General features: G+C 37.5%; 17 protein-coding genes. 14 read left to right on the top strand and 3 right to left on the bottom strand.

Features of this window, described 5'->3' with window-relative positions:
* The first annotated feature begins 98 nt into the window (after window positions 1-98).
* Window positions 99-1,274 (top strand): oxalate decarboxylase family bicupin, encoded by a 1,176-nt coding sequence (locus ACFTQ7_RS08360; RefSeq protein ID WP_386828244.1) that lies wholly within the window; start codon window positions 99-101, stop codon window positions 1,272-1,274.
* A gap of 43 nt (window positions 1,275-1,317) precedes the next feature.
* Here the strand turns inward: ACFTQ7_RS08360 and ACFTQ7_RS08355 are convergent, their stop codons facing one another.
* Window positions 1,318-2,469 (bottom strand): MFS transporter, encoded by a 1,152-nt coding sequence (locus tag ACFTQ7_RS08355; protein ID WP_386828105.1) that lies wholly within the window; start codon window positions 2,467-2,469, stop codon window positions 1,318-1,320.
* 98 nt (window positions 2,470-2,567) lie between these two features.
* Between ACFTQ7_RS08355 and yeiL the strand changes: the two genes are divergently transcribed.
* The gene (yeiL, locus tag ACFTQ7_RS08350) at window positions 2,568-3,230 is read left to right on the top strand and encodes a transcriptional regulator YeiL (protein WP_386828104.1); all 663 of its coding nucleotides are present in this window, start codon (window positions 2,568-2,570) and stop codon (window positions 3,228-3,230) included.
* A gap of 429 nt (window positions 3,231-3,659) precedes the next feature.
* On the top strand, window positions 3,660-4,328 hold the full coding sequence (locus ACFTQ7_RS08345) for a YqeB family protein (RefSeq protein WP_386828103.1): 669 nt from the start codon (window positions 3,660-3,662) through the stop codon (window positions 4,326-4,328).
* 659 nt (window positions 4,329-4,987) lie between these two features.
* On the opposite strand, the gene ACFTQ7_RS08340 is transcribed toward ACFTQ7_RS08345, so the two are convergent.
* A complete protein-coding gene (locus ACFTQ7_RS08340) occupies window positions 4,988-5,281 on the bottom strand; it encodes a hypothetical protein (protein ID WP_386828102.1) in 294 nt (97 codons plus the stop codon).
* Between the two features lie 534 nt (window positions 5,282-5,815).
* Between ACFTQ7_RS08340 and ACFTQ7_RS08335 the strand changes: the two genes are divergently transcribed.
* The 5 genes from ACFTQ7_RS08335 to ACFTQ7_RS08315 all read left to right on the top strand — a co-directional run bounded on the left by ACFTQ7_RS08335 (window position 5,816) and on the right by ACFTQ7_RS08315 (window position 13,627).
* The gene (locus tag ACFTQ7_RS08335; RefSeq protein ID WP_197140991.1) at window positions 5,816-6,796 is read left to right on the top strand and encodes a diaminopimelate dehydrogenase; all 981 of its coding nucleotides are present in this window, start codon (window positions 5,816-5,818) and stop codon (window positions 6,794-6,796) included.
* Between the two features lie 694 nt (window positions 6,797-7,490).
* Complete coding sequence (locus tag ACFTQ7_RS08330) at window positions 7,491-7,994, top strand: GrpB family protein (protein WP_386828101.1); 504 nt, start codon at window positions 7,491-7,493, stop codon at window positions 7,992-7,994.
* 268 nt (window positions 7,995-8,262) lie between these two features.
* Window positions 8,263-11,454, top strand: a complete 3,192-nt coding sequence (locus ACFTQ7_RS08325) for an AfsR/SARP family transcriptional regulator (protein WP_386828100.1) — start codon at window positions 8,263-8,265, stop codon at window positions 11,452-11,454.
* 279 nt (window positions 11,455-11,733) lie between these two features.
* Window positions 11,734-12,552 carry an alpha/beta fold hydrolase gene (locus ACFTQ7_RS08320; protein WP_386828099.1) on the top strand — a complete coding sequence of 273 codons (819 nt, stop codon included), beginning with the start codon at window positions 11,734-11,736 and terminating at the stop codon, window positions 12,550-12,552.
* A gap of 175 nt (window positions 12,553-12,727) precedes the next feature.
* Window positions 12,728-13,627 (top strand): LysR substrate-binding domain-containing protein, encoded by a 900-nt coding sequence (locus ACFTQ7_RS08315; RefSeq protein ID WP_386828098.1) that lies wholly within the window; start codon window positions 12,728-12,730, stop codon window positions 13,625-13,627.
* Window positions 13,628-13,663: 36 nt separating this feature from the next.
* On the opposite strand, the gene ACFTQ7_RS08310 is transcribed toward ACFTQ7_RS08315, so the two are convergent.
* Window positions 13,664-14,653, bottom strand: coding sequence for an aldo/keto reductase family protein (locus ACFTQ7_RS08310; RefSeq protein ID WP_386828097.1), 990 nt, complete (start codon window positions 14,651-14,653; stop codon window positions 13,664-13,666).
* Window positions 14,654-15,043: 390 nt separating this feature from the next.
* Here ACFTQ7_RS08310 and ACFTQ7_RS08305 point away from each other — a divergent pair, with 390 nt between their 5' ends.
* The 6 genes from ACFTQ7_RS08305 (at window position 15,044) to ACFTQ7_RS08280 (ending at window position 20,744) form a co-directional block, all read left to right on the top strand.
* Window positions 15,044-16,282 (top strand): substrate-binding domain-containing protein, encoded by a 1,239-nt coding sequence (locus tag ACFTQ7_RS08305; protein WP_386828096.1) that lies wholly within the window; start codon window positions 15,044-15,046, stop codon window positions 16,280-16,282.
* Window positions 16,283-16,381: 99 nt separating this feature from the next.
* Window positions 16,382-17,158 (top strand): ABC transporter ATP-binding protein, encoded by a 777-nt coding sequence (locus ACFTQ7_RS08300; RefSeq protein ID WP_386828095.1) that lies wholly within the window; start codon window positions 16,382-16,384, stop codon window positions 17,156-17,158.
* Entirely contained in the window at window positions 17,133-17,840 is a 708-nt protein-coding gene (locus tag ACFTQ7_RS08295) for an ABC transporter ATP-binding protein (RefSeq protein WP_386828094.1), read from the top strand. The genes ACFTQ7_RS08300 and ACFTQ7_RS08295 overlap by 26 nt, the downstream gene beginning before the upstream one ends.
* A gap of 14 nt (window positions 17,841-17,854) precedes the next feature.
* A complete protein-coding gene (locus ACFTQ7_RS08290) occupies window positions 17,855-18,727 on the top strand; it encodes a branched-chain amino acid ABC transporter permease (RefSeq protein WP_386828093.1) in 873 nt (290 codons plus the stop codon).
* Window positions 18,724-19,743 carry a branched-chain amino acid ABC transporter permease gene (locus tag ACFTQ7_RS08285; RefSeq protein WP_386828092.1) on the top strand — a complete coding sequence of 340 codons (1,020 nt, stop codon included), beginning with the start codon at window positions 18,724-18,726 and terminating at the stop codon, window positions 19,741-19,743. Before ACFTQ7_RS08290 ends, ACFTQ7_RS08285 begins: the two co-directional genes overlap by 4 nt.
* Entirely contained in the window at window positions 19,740-20,744 is a 1,005-nt protein-coding gene (locus ACFTQ7_RS08280; protein WP_386828091.1) for a 3-oxoacyl-ACP synthase, read from the top strand. Before ACFTQ7_RS08285 ends, ACFTQ7_RS08280 begins: the two co-directional genes overlap by 4 nt.
* Window positions 20,745-20,748: the final 4 nt, after the last annotated feature.

The raw sequence follows: 20,748 nt of genomic DNA, 5'->3' as shown, positions 1-20,748 counted from the left end.
AAAAAATCGCGAAACCTTTTGATAAAAGAATAATTCTAGTAAAGAATCATACATATTTAAATAATGATTATTTATGAAGAGGTGAACCATTGGAGAACATGCCAGAGGGCTATTCTTATGTTCCACAGCCTATTCGGAAAGATGGTGCAGGTGGGGTGGATAAAGGGCCGAGAGATATTATGAGGGATTTAGAAAATCCTGATTTGCTCGTCCCTCCTAAAACAGATGCTGGGCTTGTACCAAATTTAAAATTCTCTTTTTCTGATACGCATATGGTTTTAAAGCATGGTGGTTGGTCTCGAGAAATTACTGTACGTGATCTGCCTATTGCTACGACATTGGCAGGTATCAATATGAGTTTGACACCAGGTGGGGTACGTGAGTTACATTGGCATCAACAAGCAGAATGGTCGTATATGCTTCTTGGCCATGCACGCATTACTGCGGTCGATCAAAATGGGCGTAATTTTATTGCTGATGTAGGACCGGGGGACTTATGGTATTTCCCACCAGGTATTCCACATTCCATACAGGGTCTTGAAGATGGCTGTGAATTTTTACTAGTATTTGACGATGGGCATTTCTCAGATCTTAATACATTTTCAATTTCTGATTGGTTTGCTCATACGCCTAAAGATGTGCTGTCCTCTAATTTTGGCGTTCCAAAGAGCGCTTTTCAACATATCCCGAAAGAACAAGTCTATATTTATCAAGATAAGGTTCCAGGACCACTAGACACACAAAAAGTACAATCACCATATGGCACAGTCCCGCAAACTTTCAAGCATCGTCTGCTTGCACAAACGCCTATTAAAACTCCTGGAGGAAGTGTCAGAATTGTAGACTCCACTAATTTTCCTATTTCTAAAAATATCGCAGCAGCCCTTGTCGAGATTAAGCCTGGTGCAATGAGAGAGTTGCATTGGCACCCGAATAATGACGAATGGCAATATTATCTACAAGGAAAAGGGCGTATGACAGTGTTTGCGGCAAATGGTGTGGCTAGAACATTTGATTATCGTGCCGGAGATGTTGGATATGTGCCGTTTGCAAATGGTCATTACGTTGAGAATACCGGTACGGAGACATTATGGTTCCTTGAAATGTTTAAAAGTGATAGATTTCAGGATGTTTCGCTAAATCAATGGATGGCTCTTACTCCATCTGAGCTAGTACAAAGTAATTTAAATATTGGACCTGAACTTCTACATGTATTAAGGAAGGAAAAGTGGCCAGTCGTGAAATATCCTGGGTTTTCATATTATCCAAAGTGAGCATATAGAAAAGCAGGTGAGATTTTTTTCTCACCTGCTTATTTTAATATTGATATTTATTTCTAGTAGTAAGCAGTATACCGATTGCTGGAACAGTACAAATAAGCATTGCTGCAAATGATAGTCCAGGAGAAATTTCGTATAAATAGCCGCCTAAAAATGTAAGGATAGCTGTACTTAATCCCATTGCTAATGCAGAGTAAATGCCTTGTGCATTTGGAATTTGCTCTTTTGGCAATGCTTTAGTTAAATAGCTGATAAAAGCGTAATGCGCAAGAGCAAAAGATAATGCATGTAATGTTTGAGAAGCGATAAATACCCACACATTTGGGAATAAGTAAATGAGTAACCAACGTAAAGATGAACCACTTGCTGCTAAAAGTAATAAGGAAGATGAGCGCCATTTTTTAAATAGTGTATCAGCCTTCATAAAGTATAAGATTTCGCAAATAACGGCGATGTTAATAATCATCCCCATATAAAATGGATCGACATGTAAATCACCTAAATATATATAGCCGTAGCTATAATAAGAAGCGTGTGCGCCTTGCAACAGAATTACGATTAATAAAACAATAGGGAAGCCTTTAATAGTCCATAATGTTTTCATCGACAACGATTTTGCACGTTGTTCTTTCGTCGGTACAATGAGTAACTCTTGTGGAGTAGCCATTTGCTGCATCAACAGCATACCGATCAGGCCGACCACCATACTCCAAAAGATAATGTCATTACCAAATGCACCTGTCAGCATACTAATGATTAATACTGCAATGACAAAGCCAAGGGAACCATAGGAGCGGCTTTTGCCATAGTGTACATTTCCATGCTGTACGAGCGTTGCCGCACTACTTTCAACGGCAGGTAGCAGTGCTGGATAGAATATACTAAATAAAAGGGTAACAATAAGAAGCGAGATAAAGCCCGTGCTTAGTATGTAAAGTAAAGTTGTGATTAGGGCACCTATTGCTAGAATGCTAGTGAGTCGTTTATTATTCACATATTTTGCAAGCGTCGGGAAGAAAAAGAGATTTGAAATAGCCCGTGCTAAAAGACCGCAGCCCATTATGACGCTAGCCTGTGAAACAGTAAGATGTTTGGCATCTACAAGCCAACCAGTCCAATAAGGTAAGAAAATACCCCATGTAAAGAAAAATGCAAAGAAATTTTGAGAAAGCCATCGTTGATTGTTCATAAAATTACGTACCTCCATTAACTATGTTGAATAATAGCACGTTCATCGATACAATAATGTGAGATATCTCACATTATTTTCGGAGGAGAGAGTAAAAAATGCAAATACTGGTAGCTGAAGAACGTTCATACTATCTCGATAAATATCCAATAGATGATTTTTTTTCTTTTGAAATTGATCCATTTTTAGAAATATGTAAGTTTGACAAAGGTGAATGGATTTTTCAAGAAGGGTCATTTCCAAATACGCTATACTACATGATCGAAGGAAAGGCGAAGCTATACATGACACACAAAAATGGCAAGGTCTCGCTTATCGATTACTTGGAGGCACCACTTTTTATGGGGGAAATTGAGTTGCTTAATGAGGCAAGATATACGAAGGGGATTCAGACAGTAACCGAGACGATTTGTTTTTCGATTAAACAGTCCTGCAAAGAAAAGTTACTCACGGATGTACTATTTTTACGTAAACTTTGTGTGTTTTTAGGGGAAAAGGCGTTCAAAATGACGTCAAAATATACACAAAATCAAGCATTTCCACTTGAAAATCGACTTGCTGCCTTTATTCAATTTTCGTCAGATCAAGGAGTCTATAAAGAAAAGCATACTGAAATCTGTGAATATTTAGGGGTTTCCTATCGGCATTTATTATATGTACTTGCACAATTTTGCGAAGAAAAAATTTTAGAGAAGAAGAAGGATGGCTATCACATTATTAATGAAGAGCGTCTTTCCGAATTGGCTCAGGAAATACTATGAGGAAAGAATATAGTTGCTGTTAAAGGTCATATAAGCTGTCCAAATCATTTCACGAAAACAATGTGATTGGGAAATAAAAAAAACCTTTTTTGACGGTCAACCTCAATAAATGGTATTATTTACTATTGTCTGGTGAAAATTCTTTAAAATAGTGTATAAAAGAGAAAATAACGAGTTTTGGAAAAAAGATTGAGTGAACAATATGGATAAGCTCAATCATTTTTCGTATTCAACTAGATTTTGGAGGTATATAATTTTTAAACATAATTACATATTAATAAATATACGCGGAGAAATTATTAGAGAGGATCATAGTAGAAAGTTTGTGTTGTTTTTAAATAACAACTTTATTAGCGTTATTCAATAAAATGTTATGGCAAAATAAAGAAAAGCCATTACTAGAGTATTTTTTTAAAAGGGTGGACTTTAATGAGTAATAATCATACAATATTAAACTTTTCAAAAACTGATAAAGTTATTATGTGGCTTGGTTTCCCACTTATCGGTTTAGTGCTAGGATGGTTTCTTCCGAGTATTGCTAAATGGGCTAGTACTTTACCATGGGTACCTTTTCAAGGACCTTTAAATTTTATTGCATCTTATCATGGAGCATGGGTAGGTTTCATCACAATGGCACTTGGTTTGGTGGCGGGAATTGCAATCACTTTTTTTTCTATTCATGAAAGTTTAGAAATGACAATAGACGATGAGAAAATTATTTTAAAACTTAGAAATGATGAAATGAACTTAAAAAAGAAAGATATCTCACTCGTATTTATGGATGGCAAGCAAATAGTATTATTAGGTAATGATGAGAAAGAACTTTTCCGATATAAACAAGAGCTTAATAAAAATACAGTGGGTGCTGCATTTTTAAAACATGATTATCTTTGGAGTGAGAGTGAGCTATTTAAAGAAGATTTTAAAAAGTGGGTAGTAGATTGTCCTGATCTATCACCCGCTGCGAATGCTCTATTTAAAGCAAGAAAAATTGCGATTGAAGATGGCGATGATGAAGAAGTATTTCTGTTAGCTAAAGAGCTTTGGAAGCTAAGAGTGTCAGTAAAAGAAATAAAAAAGAGTCAATATTATCGATAAAAGACAATAAATAAGTAAAAAATGACTTCCCTCTTAAATGTAACAATTATGCTTCAATAGTGTTTTGAAAATACAAGTTATGCCGAAAAAAGCTTGGTAGCAAGTTTTTTTCGGCATTAGTCTTCTGAAAAGAAGTCAGGATTTTAATTCTTCAGTAAAATGTTTTTGTACCGAAAGAGTAGCGATAGGTACAGAAGTCACTTACTTCTATTGAAGATGAGATATATTCAGGTTTAATTTAATTTTCAGCAGTTGTCCAAACATCCGCTGAAATAGAGGAATCAGTCAAAGAACGCCACGTCCTGTGGCAATTTATCTGTGCAACAACAACACATGAATGAGTGACCAACATCACGCTATCGCTTCGCTTTCGCACATTAAAAACCTTTTGCTGACGCTACGCTTTCGCGCGAAAAACATCCGTTGCCCCAAAGCCTCCGGACGCAATTATGTAGTGGCATAAGCTACTATTTCCTAACAAGTCTAAAATTCTCATAATATATATTGATTCTCCGATTTTACTCCTTTACAATTACACCCCTAAAACATAGCGAAGAACTAGTTAAATGTAACTTTTTGCATATAGATTGTCCCAAAAAAGGCAAATGATTAGGGGACTTCGATCCTATGCTGAAGAAGTAAGGAAACGTAACTCAGTTTTAGTCAGTCCTAGCCTTATTATATTCACATTTTTTAACCAACCAGCGCGCGATCTCTTTGCCTCCATGGTAGAAGTTAATCTCATTGACCCTTTGTATAGATGTAACTAGGGTTTCTTCCGTAACGCCAAAAGGTATAACCCCTAAACATTGGTGTGTGTTGTGTGGGATCTTTTTGTGCTTTACCTCAGTTTCAATGTGAGTTGTAGCAGATTTTTGTGCATTTCGGAATGGACGAGTAAGTAATTCTCCTTGTTCCAATGTTGTGCTTGGCGAATAACAATTACCTTTCATTCAACATGCCCCCTTTGTCGTTAGTTTTATTGTACAAGACATGCGGTGGAAAAAGTCTTCATTTACAAGGCTTTAACGAAAACTTAAAGGTTAGTTAATCAATTATGCCTCGGCATAATTGCGTCCGGAATCGGCTTTGTGCTTAGGCCTGCACGACGCAGGTCAGTTAGCCGTTATCGCATGGATGCGATGATTTTAGGCTAACATCCTATGTGAACTCCTTTCCGATTTCCATGACATCCGCCGGAGGCTTTGGGCCAATACGACGTTGGTCACTCAGTCGTTGCCACAGGACGTGGCGTTCTTAGACTGAGTTCCTCTATTTCAGCGGATGTTTGTATATTCGCTGAAAGAAGTTAAATATGTAACCGTATTCATGCCATTTACGAATAGAAATCATAGAAAACTTGTATGATTTCAAGAGAAAAACTCGTACTCAAACTATTGTGAATTTTCCTAACACAACGTATTATTGTAAGTAGATTTAACGTGAAGGACTTCACATAGTCACGTAATCGTGAGGAGGAATTTTTAATGAGTGCAATTCGAGTAGGTATTGTAGGTTATGGAAATTTAGGGCGCGGTGTAGAGTATGCTATTTCACAAAATCCAGATATGGAGTTAGTAGCGGTATTCACACGTCGCGATCCTTCAACTGTAAACATTGCAAGTAATGCAAGCGTATATTTAGTAGATGATGCTGAAAAATTCCAAAATGACATTGATGTAATGATTTTATGTGGTGGCTCAGCAACAGATTTACCTGAGCAAGGACCACACTTTGCACAATGGTTTAATACAATTGATAGCTTTGATACTCATGCGAAAATTCCTGAGTTTTTCGAGGCTGTAGATGCAGCGGCACAAAAGTCTGGTAAAGTATCCGTCATTTCAGTTGGCTGGGATCCAGGTTTATTCTCATTAAATCGTATACTCGGGGAGACAGTTCTACCAGTAGGCACAACTTACACTTTCTGGGGAGACGGTTTAAGTCAAGGTCACTCAGATGCAGTGCGTCGCATTGAAGGTGTTAAAAATGCGGTACAATACACATTACCAATTCAAGAGGCAGTAGACCGTGTTCGTAACGGTGAAAATCCTGAGCTGACAACGCGTGAAAAGCATGCACGTGAATGCTGGGTAGTTCTTGAAGAAGGTGCAGATGGTGCGAAAGTTGAACAAGAAATTGTGACGATGCCGAACTATTTTGATGAGTATGACACAACTGTAAACTTTATTTCTGAAGAGGAATTTAAAGCAAACCACACAGGCATGCCACACGGTGGGTTCGTTATTCGTAGTGGAGAAAGCGGCGCTAACGAAAAACAAATTCTTGAATTCTCATTAAAACTTGAAAGTAATCCAAACTTCACGTCTAGTGTTCTAGTGGCCTTTGCACGTGCTGCACATCGCTTAAACCAAGCTGGTGACAAAGGTGCTAAAACAGTATTCGATATCCCATTCGGTCTGTTATCACCAAAATCAGCTGCTGAATTACGTAAAGGACTTTTATAATTTTAACCTATTAAACTACCCGATTATCATTTAGTTGATAATCGGGTTTTTCAAATTTAGCAATTCATTTTGTTAAATCACTATTTAGGTAAACTTTAAATGAAAGCACCATCAAAAGCTGGGTTGACGAAATTAACGACTCAACAATCGGTAACTTTATGTAAATTGTTATACAAATCATCGGTTCATATTTATTGTATATATTTTTAAATTAACCCTTTTTCATATCACAAAAAACTCTCATTTGGTTCGAAAATTCAAGTCATTTTCCCCAGTGGGAAGAGTCAGTCAAGTTTACTCAAACTTTGATAAATATGAAAACGCAGAATTAGTTTACATTTACAATCTTTTAAATAGCGGTATAGCAAAGGTTTTCATATCTATGGAAAAACAAAATATGAATCAGAATCCATTTTGATTAATCCGTTCAATATGTATTCAAAGTAAAAGTAACTTTTACAGGTGTAATTGAGGAGAAAAAGGCCTAGGTTATGTGACTATAACTGAAGGTAGTGATTGTAAATCTTGTGAAGTATCCAGATCAAACATTTCATATTGGCGATAAGGTAAAATTGGTCTATGATGGTAAAATAAAGGATAAAGCACCAAATAAATTTCTACACATACAACAGAGCTGTTTTGGTTATATTTACCAAGTTGTTTAGTATGAAAATGATAGAGTGGGGAGTTTTATATGGAAAAAGTGAATTTTTTTAATAGTGAACTATTTCATAAAAATGCTGAGAAATCTTTTTTGATTCACGCAAATAAAATACAAGATTTACTACCAGAGGCTGATATCCAGCATGTTGGTAGTTCAGCAATCCCTAATTGCATGACTAAAGGTGATTTAGATATCCAAGTACGTGTTCATGCTGAACAATTTTCGAAAGCCGTAGAACTTCTATCAAATTTATATGAAAGAAATGATGAAAGTGTTAAAACAGCTACATTTAGGGCATTTAAAGATGATACAAGTAATCCTCCTTTAGGGGTTCAATTAACTGTAATTGATTCTGAGTTTGATTTCTTTTGGAAATTTAGAGACGTTTTATTGGCAAATTATAAATATCGCGATGCATATGATGAATTGAAGAAAGAGTACGAAGACAAATCAATGGATGCCTATAGGGAAGCTAAAGATATCTTTTTCCAAAGATTAATGGAAACTCCTGAGTTTAAGAAATACGATAAATAATATTGATTATTCATCGGATAGTAAGGAAACTGAAAAAAAGTTGGTAACGGTAAAATCAATTTGATAAACTTGAAGTACCAAGCGAAAACTCCACTCGTGGTTTGTCTCAGCAACAATTGCGATACGTGAGTTTTCGCTTTTATTCGATATATAAATGTAAAGATTTCATAAGAGCATCCCCGCGTTACTATGAGGAACTCATAAAAGATTTTAACTCTGAAGAATTGTAACCTTACATAACCAGTTGAATGGGGAGGTTATCACTTAAATGACGACAGACATTATTATTCAATCAAAATGTATTCCACCGAGTCCGTCTAATCATTGTATTAGTAGAGCAACATTAATGAGAACATTAAATAAAAGCTTAGACCATAGTTGCACGCTTATTCATAGTGGAGCTGGATATGGCAAAACAACAATCCTTACACAATTTCTACATGCACAATCAAGCAAATTTTCCTGGTATAGTGTGTCGGAGGAAGATGATAATATATTGCCGTTTTTAAGGCATTTATTTTTTAGTATCACACGAATTGTTCCGGGCTTTGGCCAAGAATTTGATGCTTGGAATCAATTATCCCGTTTTCCTAAAATTGAAGAACTTAATCGTTGGTTTAAGCTGTTTGTCAATAGTTTATGTGAAATCGAAGAAGCAATATTAATTGTCATCGATGACTACCATCTCGTTGACCATGAATTTCATATAAATTATGTGATGGAAAAAATAATTGAGTTTTCACCACCGAATGTTCACTTTATCATTGCCTCTAGAACGATGCCGAATTGGGATATTTCGAGGAGATTAAAGCTACAAATGAGATTACTTGTTATTGCAGAAAGAGAATTAGCATTTTCCTCAGAGGAGATCGCTGTTTTTTTCGAGGATTATGCAGAGGTGCATTTAACAGAGGATGAAATAGCTAAGGTTGTGGAAATTACAGAGGGCTGGGCAATTAGTATTTCTTTGTTAGCTGAGCAATGGAACAATGAGACATTAACTCATTGGTTAAATATTTCTACAAATGATCTTTTCGCTTATTTATCGGAGGAAGTTTATCTTAAGATGTCTGCATTTGAGCAAGAGGTATTATTAAAGCTGGTGATTTTCCCCACTTTCTCAGAAGAGTTAATATCGCAATTTTATAGTACGGAAATTGCACAGGTGTTAAAACTGTTTGTCCAGCGACATTTATTTATTCAACCAATCACGAAGGATGGTTTGTATCGTTTTCATGCCTTATTTAGTCGATTTTTAGAGGCAAAGTGGCCACAACAAAATGCTTCCCAGTATGTTGCATTGCATAAACAAGCAGCATTGTATTATGTAAAACAAAACAATATTCAAGCTGTTCTTCATCACGCATTTAAAACGAATGATCAGGATTTTTGTGGGGAGCTATTACAAAATCATGCTGAAAGTCTAGTCCGTGCCGGGCAATTTGAGTGGTTATTAGAAAAGATAAACAGATTTACAGCTTATGAAAAATCGGAATATTATAAATTGTATTATTTTGAAGGTGAGTGCCATCGCTATCGTGCTTACTATGAAAAAGCGAAGCAGTCGTATGAAAATTGTGCAACCATCGCAAAAAGTAAAAATGATTATCTCTTTATGACAAAAGCACAGGCAGGTTTAGCACATATTTATCTCGATACAATTCAGCCAGCATTGGCAGAGCCACATTTAAAGAAGGCTTTAGAGTTAGCGAATCATACGCCGTTAAACAAAGAGGAACTTCTCGAATTGCAACGTCAGTATGCAGAAAATCTTGTGAATCTAGGGAAGGCGAAAGGCGCACAAGTATTTACCGATGAGGTTGCTTTAACGGAGGACGTGCTACAAAGAGCAAATGTCGATGTTCGAATATTGTTAAGAACAGGACAGCTACTAGAAGCGAAGGAATTGCTGACGAAGAGATTGGAATTACCACCACAGCTTGTCGCGACACATAGAGAGAGTGAGCTGCTAGCATCATTTGTCTATGCGCTTTTAGGGCAGGGGAAGGATGCATGGTATGCCGCCCAACATGGAATTCGTAGGGGGCTACGTGAAAAATCGGTTTTTATTGAGGCTGTTGGCTATATTCGCAAAGCACATGCTTACCTATTAGTGGATTTTCCTGATCATCAAGGAGCCTGCCAAGCTTATGAGAAAGCTCTTACATTAATGAATACTATTAATATTTCTCGCGTAAAAGCCGAACCTTACATGGGACTAGCAATTGTCAAACATGCGCAAGGTGATATGATCTCAGCTAAAAAATATATAGCCCTTGGCTTACAGGAAACAGAGCAAGTACAAGACGCATGGATGACCGCTCTAATATTAATTGCTGAGGTGAAAATCATTCTTTCTCATCATGAATATGAACGAGCCGGACAATTATTAATAAAGGCACAGCGATTATTTCACGACTGTGGTGATCAAAATGGTGTAATGCATGTACTATTCTTTCAATCTGTCATTGCTTTCAAAGAAAATAAACCGCAACAATTCAATCATTATTTTCAGCAGTTTGCACAGTTATGCATCGCAAATGGCTATGACTACTTTTTACAAAGGAAAACCATTCTCGGTCCAGCGAATGGGATTATTTTTTATGAGCTTTTACAATTTAGTAGAAAGTGTAATGGGGAAAATGCCGCTATTTTGACGATGCGCAGCTATTTTCAGGTTGAGAACAATATCATCTATCCTGATGAGGAAATGCAGGTGAATTTTTTAGGAAGTCTAAATTTAACAAGAAATCATCGAAAGCTTGAGGATAAAGAATGGCAGCGCGATAAATCGAAGGAGCTTTTTGTCTATTTATATTGTCATCGCAATCGTTTTACGCCGAAGGAAGAGATTGCACAGGCGCTGTGGCCAGAGCGAAATGTTGATTCACTCGATCGAGATTTTAAAGTTGTCTTGAATACGTTATTAAAGGTTCTTGAGCCTAATCGAAATGCGCGTCAAGATAGCTTTTTCATTCAGCGGAAAAATAATATGTATCAATTGCAGCATACACAATTTCTGCAAATCGATATCGAGCGCTTTCTCTATTTTTATGAATTAGGGATGGAGGAGTTTGAGCCACAATTGTCAAACGAGTGGTTGTATCTTGCTGAAACAAGCTATACGGATACACTTTATGCTGAAAAAAAGCAGTTAGATTGGCTTATACAGGATCGAGAAAAGCTCCAATCATTGTATATTGAAGTTCTGGAAAGATTAGCACAAAATGCGACGAGGCAGCAAAACTATAAGCAAGCTATTTTTTATGCAGAAAGAATGATTCGTGAAGATGCATTATGGGAAGAAGGCTATCGCTTGTTAATGTATAGTTACTATCAATTACAAAACCGCTCCCTTGCATTAAAATGGTATGAAAAATGTGTGCAGCAATTAAAAAGGGAACTAAATACAACACCGATGGAATCGACGATGATTGTTTATGATTTGATAATGGGCTAGTATATATTATGTAAATTGGTTATTTTTGGGCATCTATGACTTAGGGGGATTTCCGTTCCCACTGGGCGCTTTGTAGCTGCCGCTTCGCTTTCGCACAGATAAAACAATTGTTGTTGCTGTCGCTACGCATTCGCACAGAGCAAAGCTTCCTGGGGGCGTCCGATGAGTCTCCAGTCTCCGCTCCAATCAACTAGCTCCTTCAAGGAAAAAGCATAACAACTTTTGATGAACATTTATGTGTATTAATCAACAATTTTTATAATAATTGGAGGAACTACTATGTCATTTTGTAAGGTAAGTAAAGCGAATATTTACTATGAAGTGATTGGAACCGGAACACCAATCGTAATGCTCCATGGCTATTCGCCAGATCATAGATTAATGAAGGGATGTATGGAACCTGTTTTTGCCGAAAGGGAAGGTTGGAAACGAATTTATATTGACCTTCCAGGAATGGGCAAGACGACGGACTATGAAAAGATCCATGACTCAGATGAAATGCTAGAGGCCGTTGTAGAACTAATACACGACTTACTACCAAACGAACGTTATTTATTGGTAGGAGAATCTTATGGTGGATATTTAGTGCGAGGAATTATGAGAGAGTATCATGAACAAATATTAGGGGCTGCGTTTATTTGTCCGTTAATTATTCCTGATAAACAAAATCGAACAGTGCCTGAACAAAGTATTGTCTCGGCGGATAATGAATTTATATCAACATTAACAAAAGAGGAACTAGAGGATTTTACCTCACATCTAGTCGTATTGGATGAATACAATTGTCATCGTTATACGAATGAAGTGTTAGCAGGGCAAAAAAATGCAGATGTGGAATTTTTAGAAAAAATCCAAAAAGGCTATCGTTTTTCTTTTCCTGTAGATGAAATTTCATTTGATAAACCTTGCTTATTTTTGTTGGGCAAACAGGATTCAATGGTTGGCTATAAGGACGCTTTTGATATTTTAGATAAATTCCCACGAGCAGCCTTCACAATTTTAGATAAGGCTGGGCATAATTTGCAAATTGAACAAGCGATTTTGTTTAATAGCTTAATGCATGAATGGTTGAATAGGGTAGAGGAAATTAATGATTGAATACATTTTTAAAAAGACAGACAGAATGAAACTTTGATAGATTGAAGAATTCGCTAACTCAATAAATTCAAGAGATTCTTTCTGTCTAATTTTTTTCACGTAGTTTCTTCATTGGAATCTATATCAATTTTTATAGTCTCAAGTCTTTCTTTAGTGACTTTGCCCTCGTTATCAAATGGATATTAGGAAAATGCGATATTTCATAATGGTGGCAGAAGAATTGAATTTTAGTCGTGCAGCAGAACGTCTGAGGATGGCGCAACCTCCTTTAAGCCAAGAAATTCGTAAATTAGAAGAAGAATTGGGAGTTCAACTTTTTCATCGAACGAAAAGAATGGTTGAACTTACGGATGCTGGAAAGATATTTTTAGAAGGATCTCAACAAACACTGCTTCAATTAGAAAGAACTATAAAAGAAACACAACTCGCAGCTGAAGGGAAAATAGGGAGTTTAATTATTGGTTTTGTCGATTCCACAGAAATTGTTATAGAAGTTCTTAATAAATTTCGAGAACGCTTTCCTAAAATCCATCTTATATTACGTGAAATGACAACCGAGCAGCAATTAAAAGCGCTTTATGAGAAACAAATTCATATTGGATTTATTCGTTCTAAACAGAACAACGGGATATTATCTTCTGAAGTTTGTTCGGAAGAATCTTTAAGATTGGTTTTACTTCAAGATCATCCTTTCGCCTCATTGCCCGAAATACCACTGCAATTGTTAATTGATGAACCATTTATTTTGTTTCCGCGTCATATGGGTCCAAATTTTTATGATTTAATTATTAGCTACTTTTGGGATCATGGTGTAAGTATAAATGTTGTTCAGGAAGCTATTCAAATGCAAACGATTGTTAATTTAGTGGCAACTGGAATGGGAGTTTCTGTCGTTCCATCGTCGGTGGAAAGTTATAAACATCCTGGGGTTATCTATAAAAAAATCCAAGAGACTACACCAAAGGTAAACTTATATGTTGGTTGGAGAGAAGATGAAAAATCTGCAGTAGTAAATCATTTCTTAACAGTAGTTAGAGAGATGTATGCGATTTTGCAATTTAATCACCAAAAATAAAAGCCCATCCTAAAGGGGATGGGTAATACAATATTATTAACCTGTTTTACTCGGATCGTACTCAATGAAACCTTCTAATACTTTGTCAATCTGATTCATAATTTCAATGTCTAGTTTGACACCAGAAGCGAGCGCGTTCTCTCTTACCTGTTCTGGGCTCGAGGCACCGATAATTGCTGAGGAAACGTTCTGGTTTTGTAGTACCCAAGCTACTGCGAGTTGAGCGAGGGTAAGATCAATCTCTTGTGCGATGGGTTTAAGCTTCTGAATAGCAGTGAGGACATTGTCGTTCATCCAACGTTGTGCAAGTTTATTAAAGAATGGTTTGCCAGCCGCAGAATTAGCACGCGATTGGGCTGGTACCGGTTTTTGAGGTAAATATTTGCCAGTGAGAACACCTTGTGCTAAAGGCGACCATACTACTTGCCCAAGTCCTTCACGTTGACAGGTTGGTATAATATCGCTTTCGATAACTCTCCACAACATTGAATACTGAGGTTGGCTTGCGATGAACGGAATATTCAATTCCCGTGAAAGTGCTGCACCACGGGTGATTTGTTCGGATGTCCACTCACTAACACCTACATAGAGCACTTTACCTTGTCTTACAAGATCTGCGAAAGCTAACATCGTTTCTTCAAGTGGAGTAGTTGGATCAAATCTGTGTGCATAATAGACATCTATATAGTCTGTCTGTAATCGACGCAAAGATGCATGACAATTTTCTAGAATATGTTTTCGTGATAAACCTTTATCGTTTTGCCCATTCCCAGTCGGATGGCACACCTTCGTACATAGTTCAATGCTTTCCCGGCGTATACCTTGTAAAGACCTGCCGAGTACTTCTTCAGCTTTAGTTTCTGAATAAACATCAGCAGTATCGAATGTAGTTATACCGACATCTAGTGCTGCTTTAACACACTCTTTTGCAATATCCTCATCTACTTTACCCCCATGATTTATCCAGTTTCCGTATGCAATCTTGCTTATTGTTAATCCGCTATTGCCAAGTTTACTAAACTCCATTCTAGTCCCTCCTTTTAAAAGTGCTATCTTCATTATAAAAAGCAGATTTCAATATGGATAATATATTATTACTAATGAATTAATATGAAATTTATATAATAAAACTGCTTTGCTGTTGTTGCAGAAAAAGTAGTACCTTACATTGTATTTTCTAAAATGTTCCGATAAATCGCTGAAACATTCCGATAAAACCTGAAATTGTTCCGATAAATCACTAATTTATTCCGATAAATCTCTCATCCCCGTAAAAATCCCACTTTCGTCGCAGAGTTGTTAGGCTCAAGTGATGAGCCTAACAACTTGTAACTAATTTGTAACTGGAGTTTTATATAGTGTTTACATAGCAACGAAAGCGCTTTCTTTTTAGTTCATTATGAAAGGGGATATGGGATGAAGAAGCATTGGTTATTTGTGCTTTTATTGATGTTGACGATGTTGATGGTGGCTTGTAATTCGGATGGGTCGAAGGATAGTTCAACAGGTGATAAGGCTTCAGATGATGACACAAAAGGAACTAAGGAGGATGGGGGCACTATTAAAATCGGCGTGCTTGCGTCATTAACGGGTGCTCTTGAATCGTATGGGAAACAAACGCAGCATGGCTTTGATTTAGGAATTGAATATGCTACAGGCGGCACGATGGAGGTTAACGGTAAGAAAATTGAAGTTGTCTATGAAGATACAGAAACAAAGCCTGAGGTTGCGGTTCAAAAAGCGACGAAGCTATTAGAAGATGACAAGGTTGATTTTTTAGTAGGTTCTTCTAGCTCAGGTGATACGCTTGCTGTTTTACCACTTGCGGAAGAGTACGAAAAGATTATGGTGGTGGAGCCTGCGGTAGCGGATAGTATTACGGGCTCAGAATTTAATAAATATATTTTCCGTACAGGTCGAAATTCCTCTCAGGATGCTTATGCTGCAGCGGCAGCAATCGCGGGAAAAGGTGTAAAGATTGCAACGTTTGCGCCGGATTATTCTTTTGGCTTGGACGGGGTAAAAGCCTTTAAGACGGCTGCGGAAAAGCTAGGTGCAGAAATTGTTTTAGAGGAATATGCAGATCCGGCAGCGACTGATTTTACGTCCAATTTGCAAAAAGTAATTGATGCTAAACCAGATTATTTATTTGTTGTATGGGCTGGTGCAAACTCACCGTGGAATCAAATTGCCGATTTAAAAATTCAAGAAAAAGGCATTAAAATTTCAACAGGTGCACCAGATATTATTGCATTGAAATTTATGAATCCATTAATTGGTATGGAAGGGTTCTCTGTTTATTATCATACGTTACCACAAAATGATGTGAATAAATGGTTAGTTGAGGAGCATAAAAAACGCTTCATTGACGTTCCAGATTTATTTACGCCAGGAGGCATGTCTGCAGCCATCTCGATTGTAGATGCTTTGAAAAAATCAGAGGGTGATACAGATGCGGAAAAACTGATCGGCATTATGGAAGGGATGTCATTTGAAACACCAAAGGGTACGATGACTTTCCGAAAAGAAGATCATCAAGCATTACAGTCGATGTATTCGATCCGTTTAGAAAAGCAAGATGGTGTAGATTATCCGGTACCAGTGCTAGTTCGTGAGCTTAGCCCTGAAGAAACAGCCCCACCGGTTATGAATTAATGAAATTGGAGACAGAAAGCTTTATTATTCTGTCTCTCTTCACCCACTTTCATATGAGAATGGGTGAAGAGAGTTAGAAGTACTAGAAAGGAGAATACGATGGAACCCATTTTACGAACAGAAAACTTAACCATTCGTTTTGGCGGACATATAGCTGTCGACCATGTGAATTTTAATATGCCGGAAAAGCACTTGAAGTCAATTATTGGACCAAATGGAGCTGGGAAAACAACCTTCTTTAATTTAATAAGTGGAGAGTTGAAGCCGACTGCCGGGGATGTCTATTTTAAGGGGCAATCACTTGCGCAAAAATCAGCAATTGAAAGAACACGCATGGGGCTAGGGCGATCATTTCAAATTACGAATGTTTTCCCGAACCTGACAGTATTAGAAAATGTCCGTCTGGCTGTGCAATCCAAGGAGAAAGTTCGTTATCAATTATTTCGTCATTATAAAAGCTACAAGGCAATTACAGAAAAAGCGGAGGAGCTATTAACACTTGTTTTGCTTGACAATAAAAGAGATGCCCTCACGACAATGCTATCTCATGGGGAAAAGAGAAAGCTTGAGATTGCGATGCTGTTAGCACTTGATACGGAAATTCTTTTACTAGATGAACCAACGGCAGGTATGTCCTTAGAGGAGGTGCCGACGATTTTAGAAGTGATTCGCACGATTAAAAATCAAGGGGATAAAACTATTCTCCTCATTGAGCACAAGATGGATATGATTCTAGATTTGTCGGATTCGATTATGGTGCTATTTAATGGCCAGCTTCTTGCAGATGGAACACCAGAGGACATTATGAAAAACGAAACCGTACAAAACGCATATTTAGGAGGTCTGTACGATGAACACCTTACTGAAATTAAATGATGTCCACACATATATCGGGCAATACCATATTTTGCAGGGGGTCAATTTTGAGGCAATGGAAGGGCAAGTAACTGTACTGCTTGGCAGAAATGGAGCAGGCAAAACGACCACTTTAAAAACGATTATGGGGTTAACACCTGCCTCAAAGGGAGAGATTGAATTTCGCTCACATTCTATTAAGAAAAACCCTACCTATAAAGTAGCTAAGTTAGGAATAGGCTATGTTCCTGAAAACCAAGGAATCTTTGCAGATTTAACAGTAGAGGAAAATATGAAAGTAGCCATGCGTAAAGAAGATACAGCTACTTTAGAGCGGCAAAATTATGTACTGGAGCTGTTTCCAGACTTAAAGAAATTTTGGAAGAAGGCTGGTGGACATCTTTCGGGTGGTCAAAAACAAATGCTGTCCATGGCACGGGCATTTATCAATGATAGTAAGTTGATATTGATTGATGAGCCTTCGAAAGGATTAGCGCCCATTGTGGTAGAGAAAGTAATGGAGGCCATTGTTGAAATGAAAAAGCAAACGACCATCGTTCTTGTCGAGCAAAACTTTATGATGGCGAGCCGAATTGGAGATACGTATACATTGATTGATGATGGTAGAACCGTTCACTCAGGGAAAATGCAAGATCTTATCCATCATGAAGAATTAAAACGAAGATATCTTGGAATCGGATAAGGGGGTGTACTTTATTGGAGCTATTCGTCAATTTAGTCATTAATGGCCTTGCAACCGGCATGTTAATTTTTTTGCTGGCGGCTGGTTTGACGTTAATTTTTGGATTAATGGACGTTTTGAACTTTGCACATGGTGGTTTATTTGTTTGGGGGGCTTATGCGGGGATCTTTACGTATATGTTCACAGAGAGCTTTCTTATTGGAATTGTAGGTGCCATCGTAACGGGAGCTTTATTAGGACTCATTACTGAAAAATTAATTATTACACCTGTGTACGGCAATCATATTCAACAAATTTTAATTACATTAGGGCTGATGCTCGTGCTGCAGGAGATGATTAAAGTTGCTTTTGGTCCAAATGGTGTGGCAGTGAAAACGCCGAGTTATTTAGCAGGTAGCTGGGAAATTGGAGACGTTATTATTATTAAATATCGATTATTTATTATTATTGTCGGTTTTATCATTTTCGGTATTTTCCAATACATGCTAAAAAGGACGAAGGTCGGGCTCATCGTTCGTGCTGGTGTACAGGATAAAGAGATGGCACAGGCGCTTGGTATTCATATAAAGCGAGTGTTTTTATATGTGTTTATGGTTGGTGCGGCACTAGCAGCACTTAGTGGTATGTTAATGGCTCCATATTCAGGCGTCATTTATGCAGAAATGGGCATGGAGTATGCGATTTTAGGTTTTATCGTTGTCGTAATCGGAGGAATGGGTAGTTTCTCAGGCTCGCTATTAGCAGCTATATTAGTAGGTTTAGCAGGTAGCTTTATGGCTTATTATGTGCCAGTGTTATCGCTTGCGGTCAATATGATTTTAATGGCTATTGTATTAATTTTCCGTCCACAAGGCTTATTTGCTATGAGAAAGGAGAGATCAACATGAAAATGAAGCTTTCATTGCAGCATCTATGTTTTTTCCTCATGTTAGCTATTTTAGTGCTTCTCCCTTTCGTCAATGACTCAAGGACGCTCATTATTTTATTAACGCAAATCTTTATTTTCGGTATTTTAGCGATGAGCTATGACATTCTCCTTGGCTATACAGGAATTGTTTCGTTCGGTCATGCAATGTTTTTTGGTTTAGGTGCATACACAACCGCTGTCATGTTGAAACAAATGGAGCCAACGCTCTCAACGTTTTTCTTTTCGATTGTAGTCGGCATGTTACTAGCAGGCTTCATTAGCTTTTTAGTAGGATTACTAACACTTCGATTAAAAAGTCATTTCTTTGCGATGCTGACATTAGCTTTTTCAGGACTATTTTTAGTTGTGGTAGAAAAATGGCGTTCTGTTACATATGGAAATGATGGCTTTACGTTTAGAGCACCCGAAATATTTAGAGATCGAATGACGTTTTATTTCTTCGTGCTAGCATGCTTAGTCGTTATTTTTATTGCGCTATATCGCTTCGTGAACTCACCAACTGGTCGAATTTTAATTGCTGTTCGGGAAAATGAACAACGAACAAAATCATTAGGCTACAACACTTTGTACTATAAAGTGATTGCTTCAATTGTCGCAGGTACTGTTGCAAGCTTAGCGGGTTCCTTATATGCTGTGTCACTCCGTTTTGTCAATACGAGTGTGATGACAATGGACATTACTTTAGATGCATTATTAATGACGATTATTGGCGGTGTCGGCACTTTAGTTGGGCCATTATTAGGATCGGCTGTTATTGAATATGCACAACATGCACTTTCAGGGTTAGCTCGTGATTATCCAATATTTGAACGTTGGATTATCTTCTTTGGGATTCTTTATATTTTAGCAGTTATCTTTTTCCCAAAAGGAATTATTGGATCCTTACGTATGATGTTTTGGAAATGGCGATTAAAGCGAAAAGGAATAAATCAATCATCGGTTGCCCTGTCGCAGGAAAAGGAGCGATTTGAATGACTGTAGGCATTGTAAGTACAGGAATCTATATTCCACAGACGAAAATGACGTCAAAAGAAATTGCGATGCTTTCCAATATACCAGAGGATGTTATTCGACAAAAAATGGGTATTTATGAAAAGCCTATTCCTGGTGAGCACGATCATACGGTTCAAATGGGGATATGGGCCGCGCAGGACGCTATACGCAAGGCTAATATCGACCCGAAGGACATTGATGTTGTGATCTATATGGGAGAGGAGCATAAAGAGTACCCTTTGTGGACTGCCTCGATAAAAATGCAGGAGGAGCTAGGGGCTGTAAATGCTTGGGCATTTGATGTGCAATTAAGATGCGGCACGACCATTATGGCACTAAAGCTAGCGAAAAGCTTAATGGCGTCGGATGATTCCATTCATACCGTACTCCTAGCTGGTGGCTATCGAAACGTTGATTTTATCGATTACAGCAATCCTCGAACACGCTTTATGTACAATTTAGCAGCTGGAGGAGGCGCTATTCTTTTACAGAAAAACTATGATAAAAATCATTTATTAGAGGCAGATATTATGACGGATGGTTCTTTCTCAGAGGATGTAGTCGTGCCTGTAGGCGGTACAAAAAAACCTTTGACGCCTTCTCATTTAGAAAATAAATTGTATCAACTCGATGTGATTGACCCAATTGGAATGAAGGAACGTTTAGAGCAAAAATCTTTAAGCAATTTTTTGAAGGTAATTCGAACATCTTTAGCGAAAAGTGGATTCAATGAGGGTGATGTTGGCTATTTAGCAATGCTTCACATGAAAAGATCTGCTCATGATTATATTTTATCAGAACTTGGGTTAAAGCAAAAGCAGTCCATATACTTGCAAGAGTATGGTCATATCGGACAGATTGATCAAATATTATCATTGCAGCTAGCATTAGAAGAAGGCCGTATTCATGATGGCGACATCGTCACACTTGTTAGTGCTGGGATTGGCTATGTATGGGGAGCGATTACGATTCGATGGGGATAAGGGG

This window comes from Lysinibacillus sp. NPDC056959, assembly GCF_042674095.1.
Lineage (GTDB): Bacteria > Bacillota > Bacilli > Bacillales_A > Planococcaceae > Lysinibacillus > Lysinibacillus zambalensis.
Note: the sequence above shows the minus strand (reverse complement) of the source record. Positions and strands in the feature narration are given on the sequence as shown.

Bases quoted from the DNA above. Each gene is read 5' to 3' on its own strand.
- ACFTQ7_RS08300 (WP_386828095.1), top strand. From the start codon at position 16,382: ATGGAACCCATTTTACGAACAGAAAACTTAACCATTCGTTTTGGCGGA.
- ACFTQ7_RS08325 (WP_386828100.1), top strand. From the start codon at position 8,263: ATGACGACAGACATTATTATTCAATCAAAATGTATTCCACCGAGTCCG.
- ACFTQ7_RS08360 (WP_386828244.1), top strand. From the start codon at position 99: ATGCCAGAGGGCTATTCTTATGTTCCACAGCCTATTCGGAAAGATGGT.
- ACFTQ7_RS08295 (WP_386828094.1), top strand. From the start codon at position 17,133: ATGAACACCTTACTGAAATTAAATGATGTCCACACATATATCGGGCAA.
- ACFTQ7_RS08310 (WP_386828097.1), bottom strand. From the start codon at position 14,653: ATGGAGTTTAGTAAACTTGGCAATAGCGGATTAACAATAAGCAAGATT.
- yeiL (WP_386828104.1), top strand. From the start codon at position 2,568: ATGCAAATACTGGTAGCTGAAGAACGTTCATACTATCTCGATAAATAT.
- ACFTQ7_RS08305 (WP_386828096.1), top strand. From the start codon at position 15,044: ATGAAGAAGCATTGGTTATTTGTGCTTTTATTGATGTTGACGATGTTG.
- ACFTQ7_RS08355 (WP_386828105.1), bottom strand. From the start codon at position 2,469: ATGAACAATCAACGATGGCTTTCTCAAAATTTCTTTGCATTTTTCTTT.
- ACFTQ7_RS08285 (WP_386828092.1), top strand. From the start codon at position 18,724: ATGAAAATGAAGCTTTCATTGCAGCATCTATGTTTTTTCCTCATGTTA.
- ACFTQ7_RS08320 (WP_386828099.1), top strand. From the start codon at position 11,734: ATGTCATTTTGTAAGGTAAGTAAAGCGAATATTTACTATGAAGTGATT.
- ACFTQ7_RS08315 (WP_386828098.1), top strand. From the start codon at position 12,728: ATGGATATTAGGAAAATGCGATATTTCATAATGGTGGCAGAAGAATTG.
- ACFTQ7_RS08330 (WP_386828101.1), top strand. From the start codon at position 7,491: ATGGAAAAAGTGAATTTTTTTAATAGTGAACTATTTCATAAAAATGCT.
- ACFTQ7_RS08345 (WP_386828103.1), top strand. From the start codon at position 3,660: ATGAGTAATAATCATACAATATTAAACTTTTCAAAAACTGATAAAGTT.
- ACFTQ7_RS08280 (WP_386828091.1), top strand. From the start codon at position 19,740: ATGACTGTAGGCATTGTAAGTACAGGAATCTATATTCCACAGACGAAA.
- ACFTQ7_RS08335 (WP_197140991.1), top strand. From the start codon at position 5,816: ATGAGTGCAATTCGAGTAGGTATTGTAGGTTATGGAAATTTAGGGCGC.
- ACFTQ7_RS08340 (WP_386828102.1), bottom strand. From the start codon at position 5,281: ATGAAAGGTAATTGTTATTCGCCAAGCACAACATTGGAACAAGGAGAA.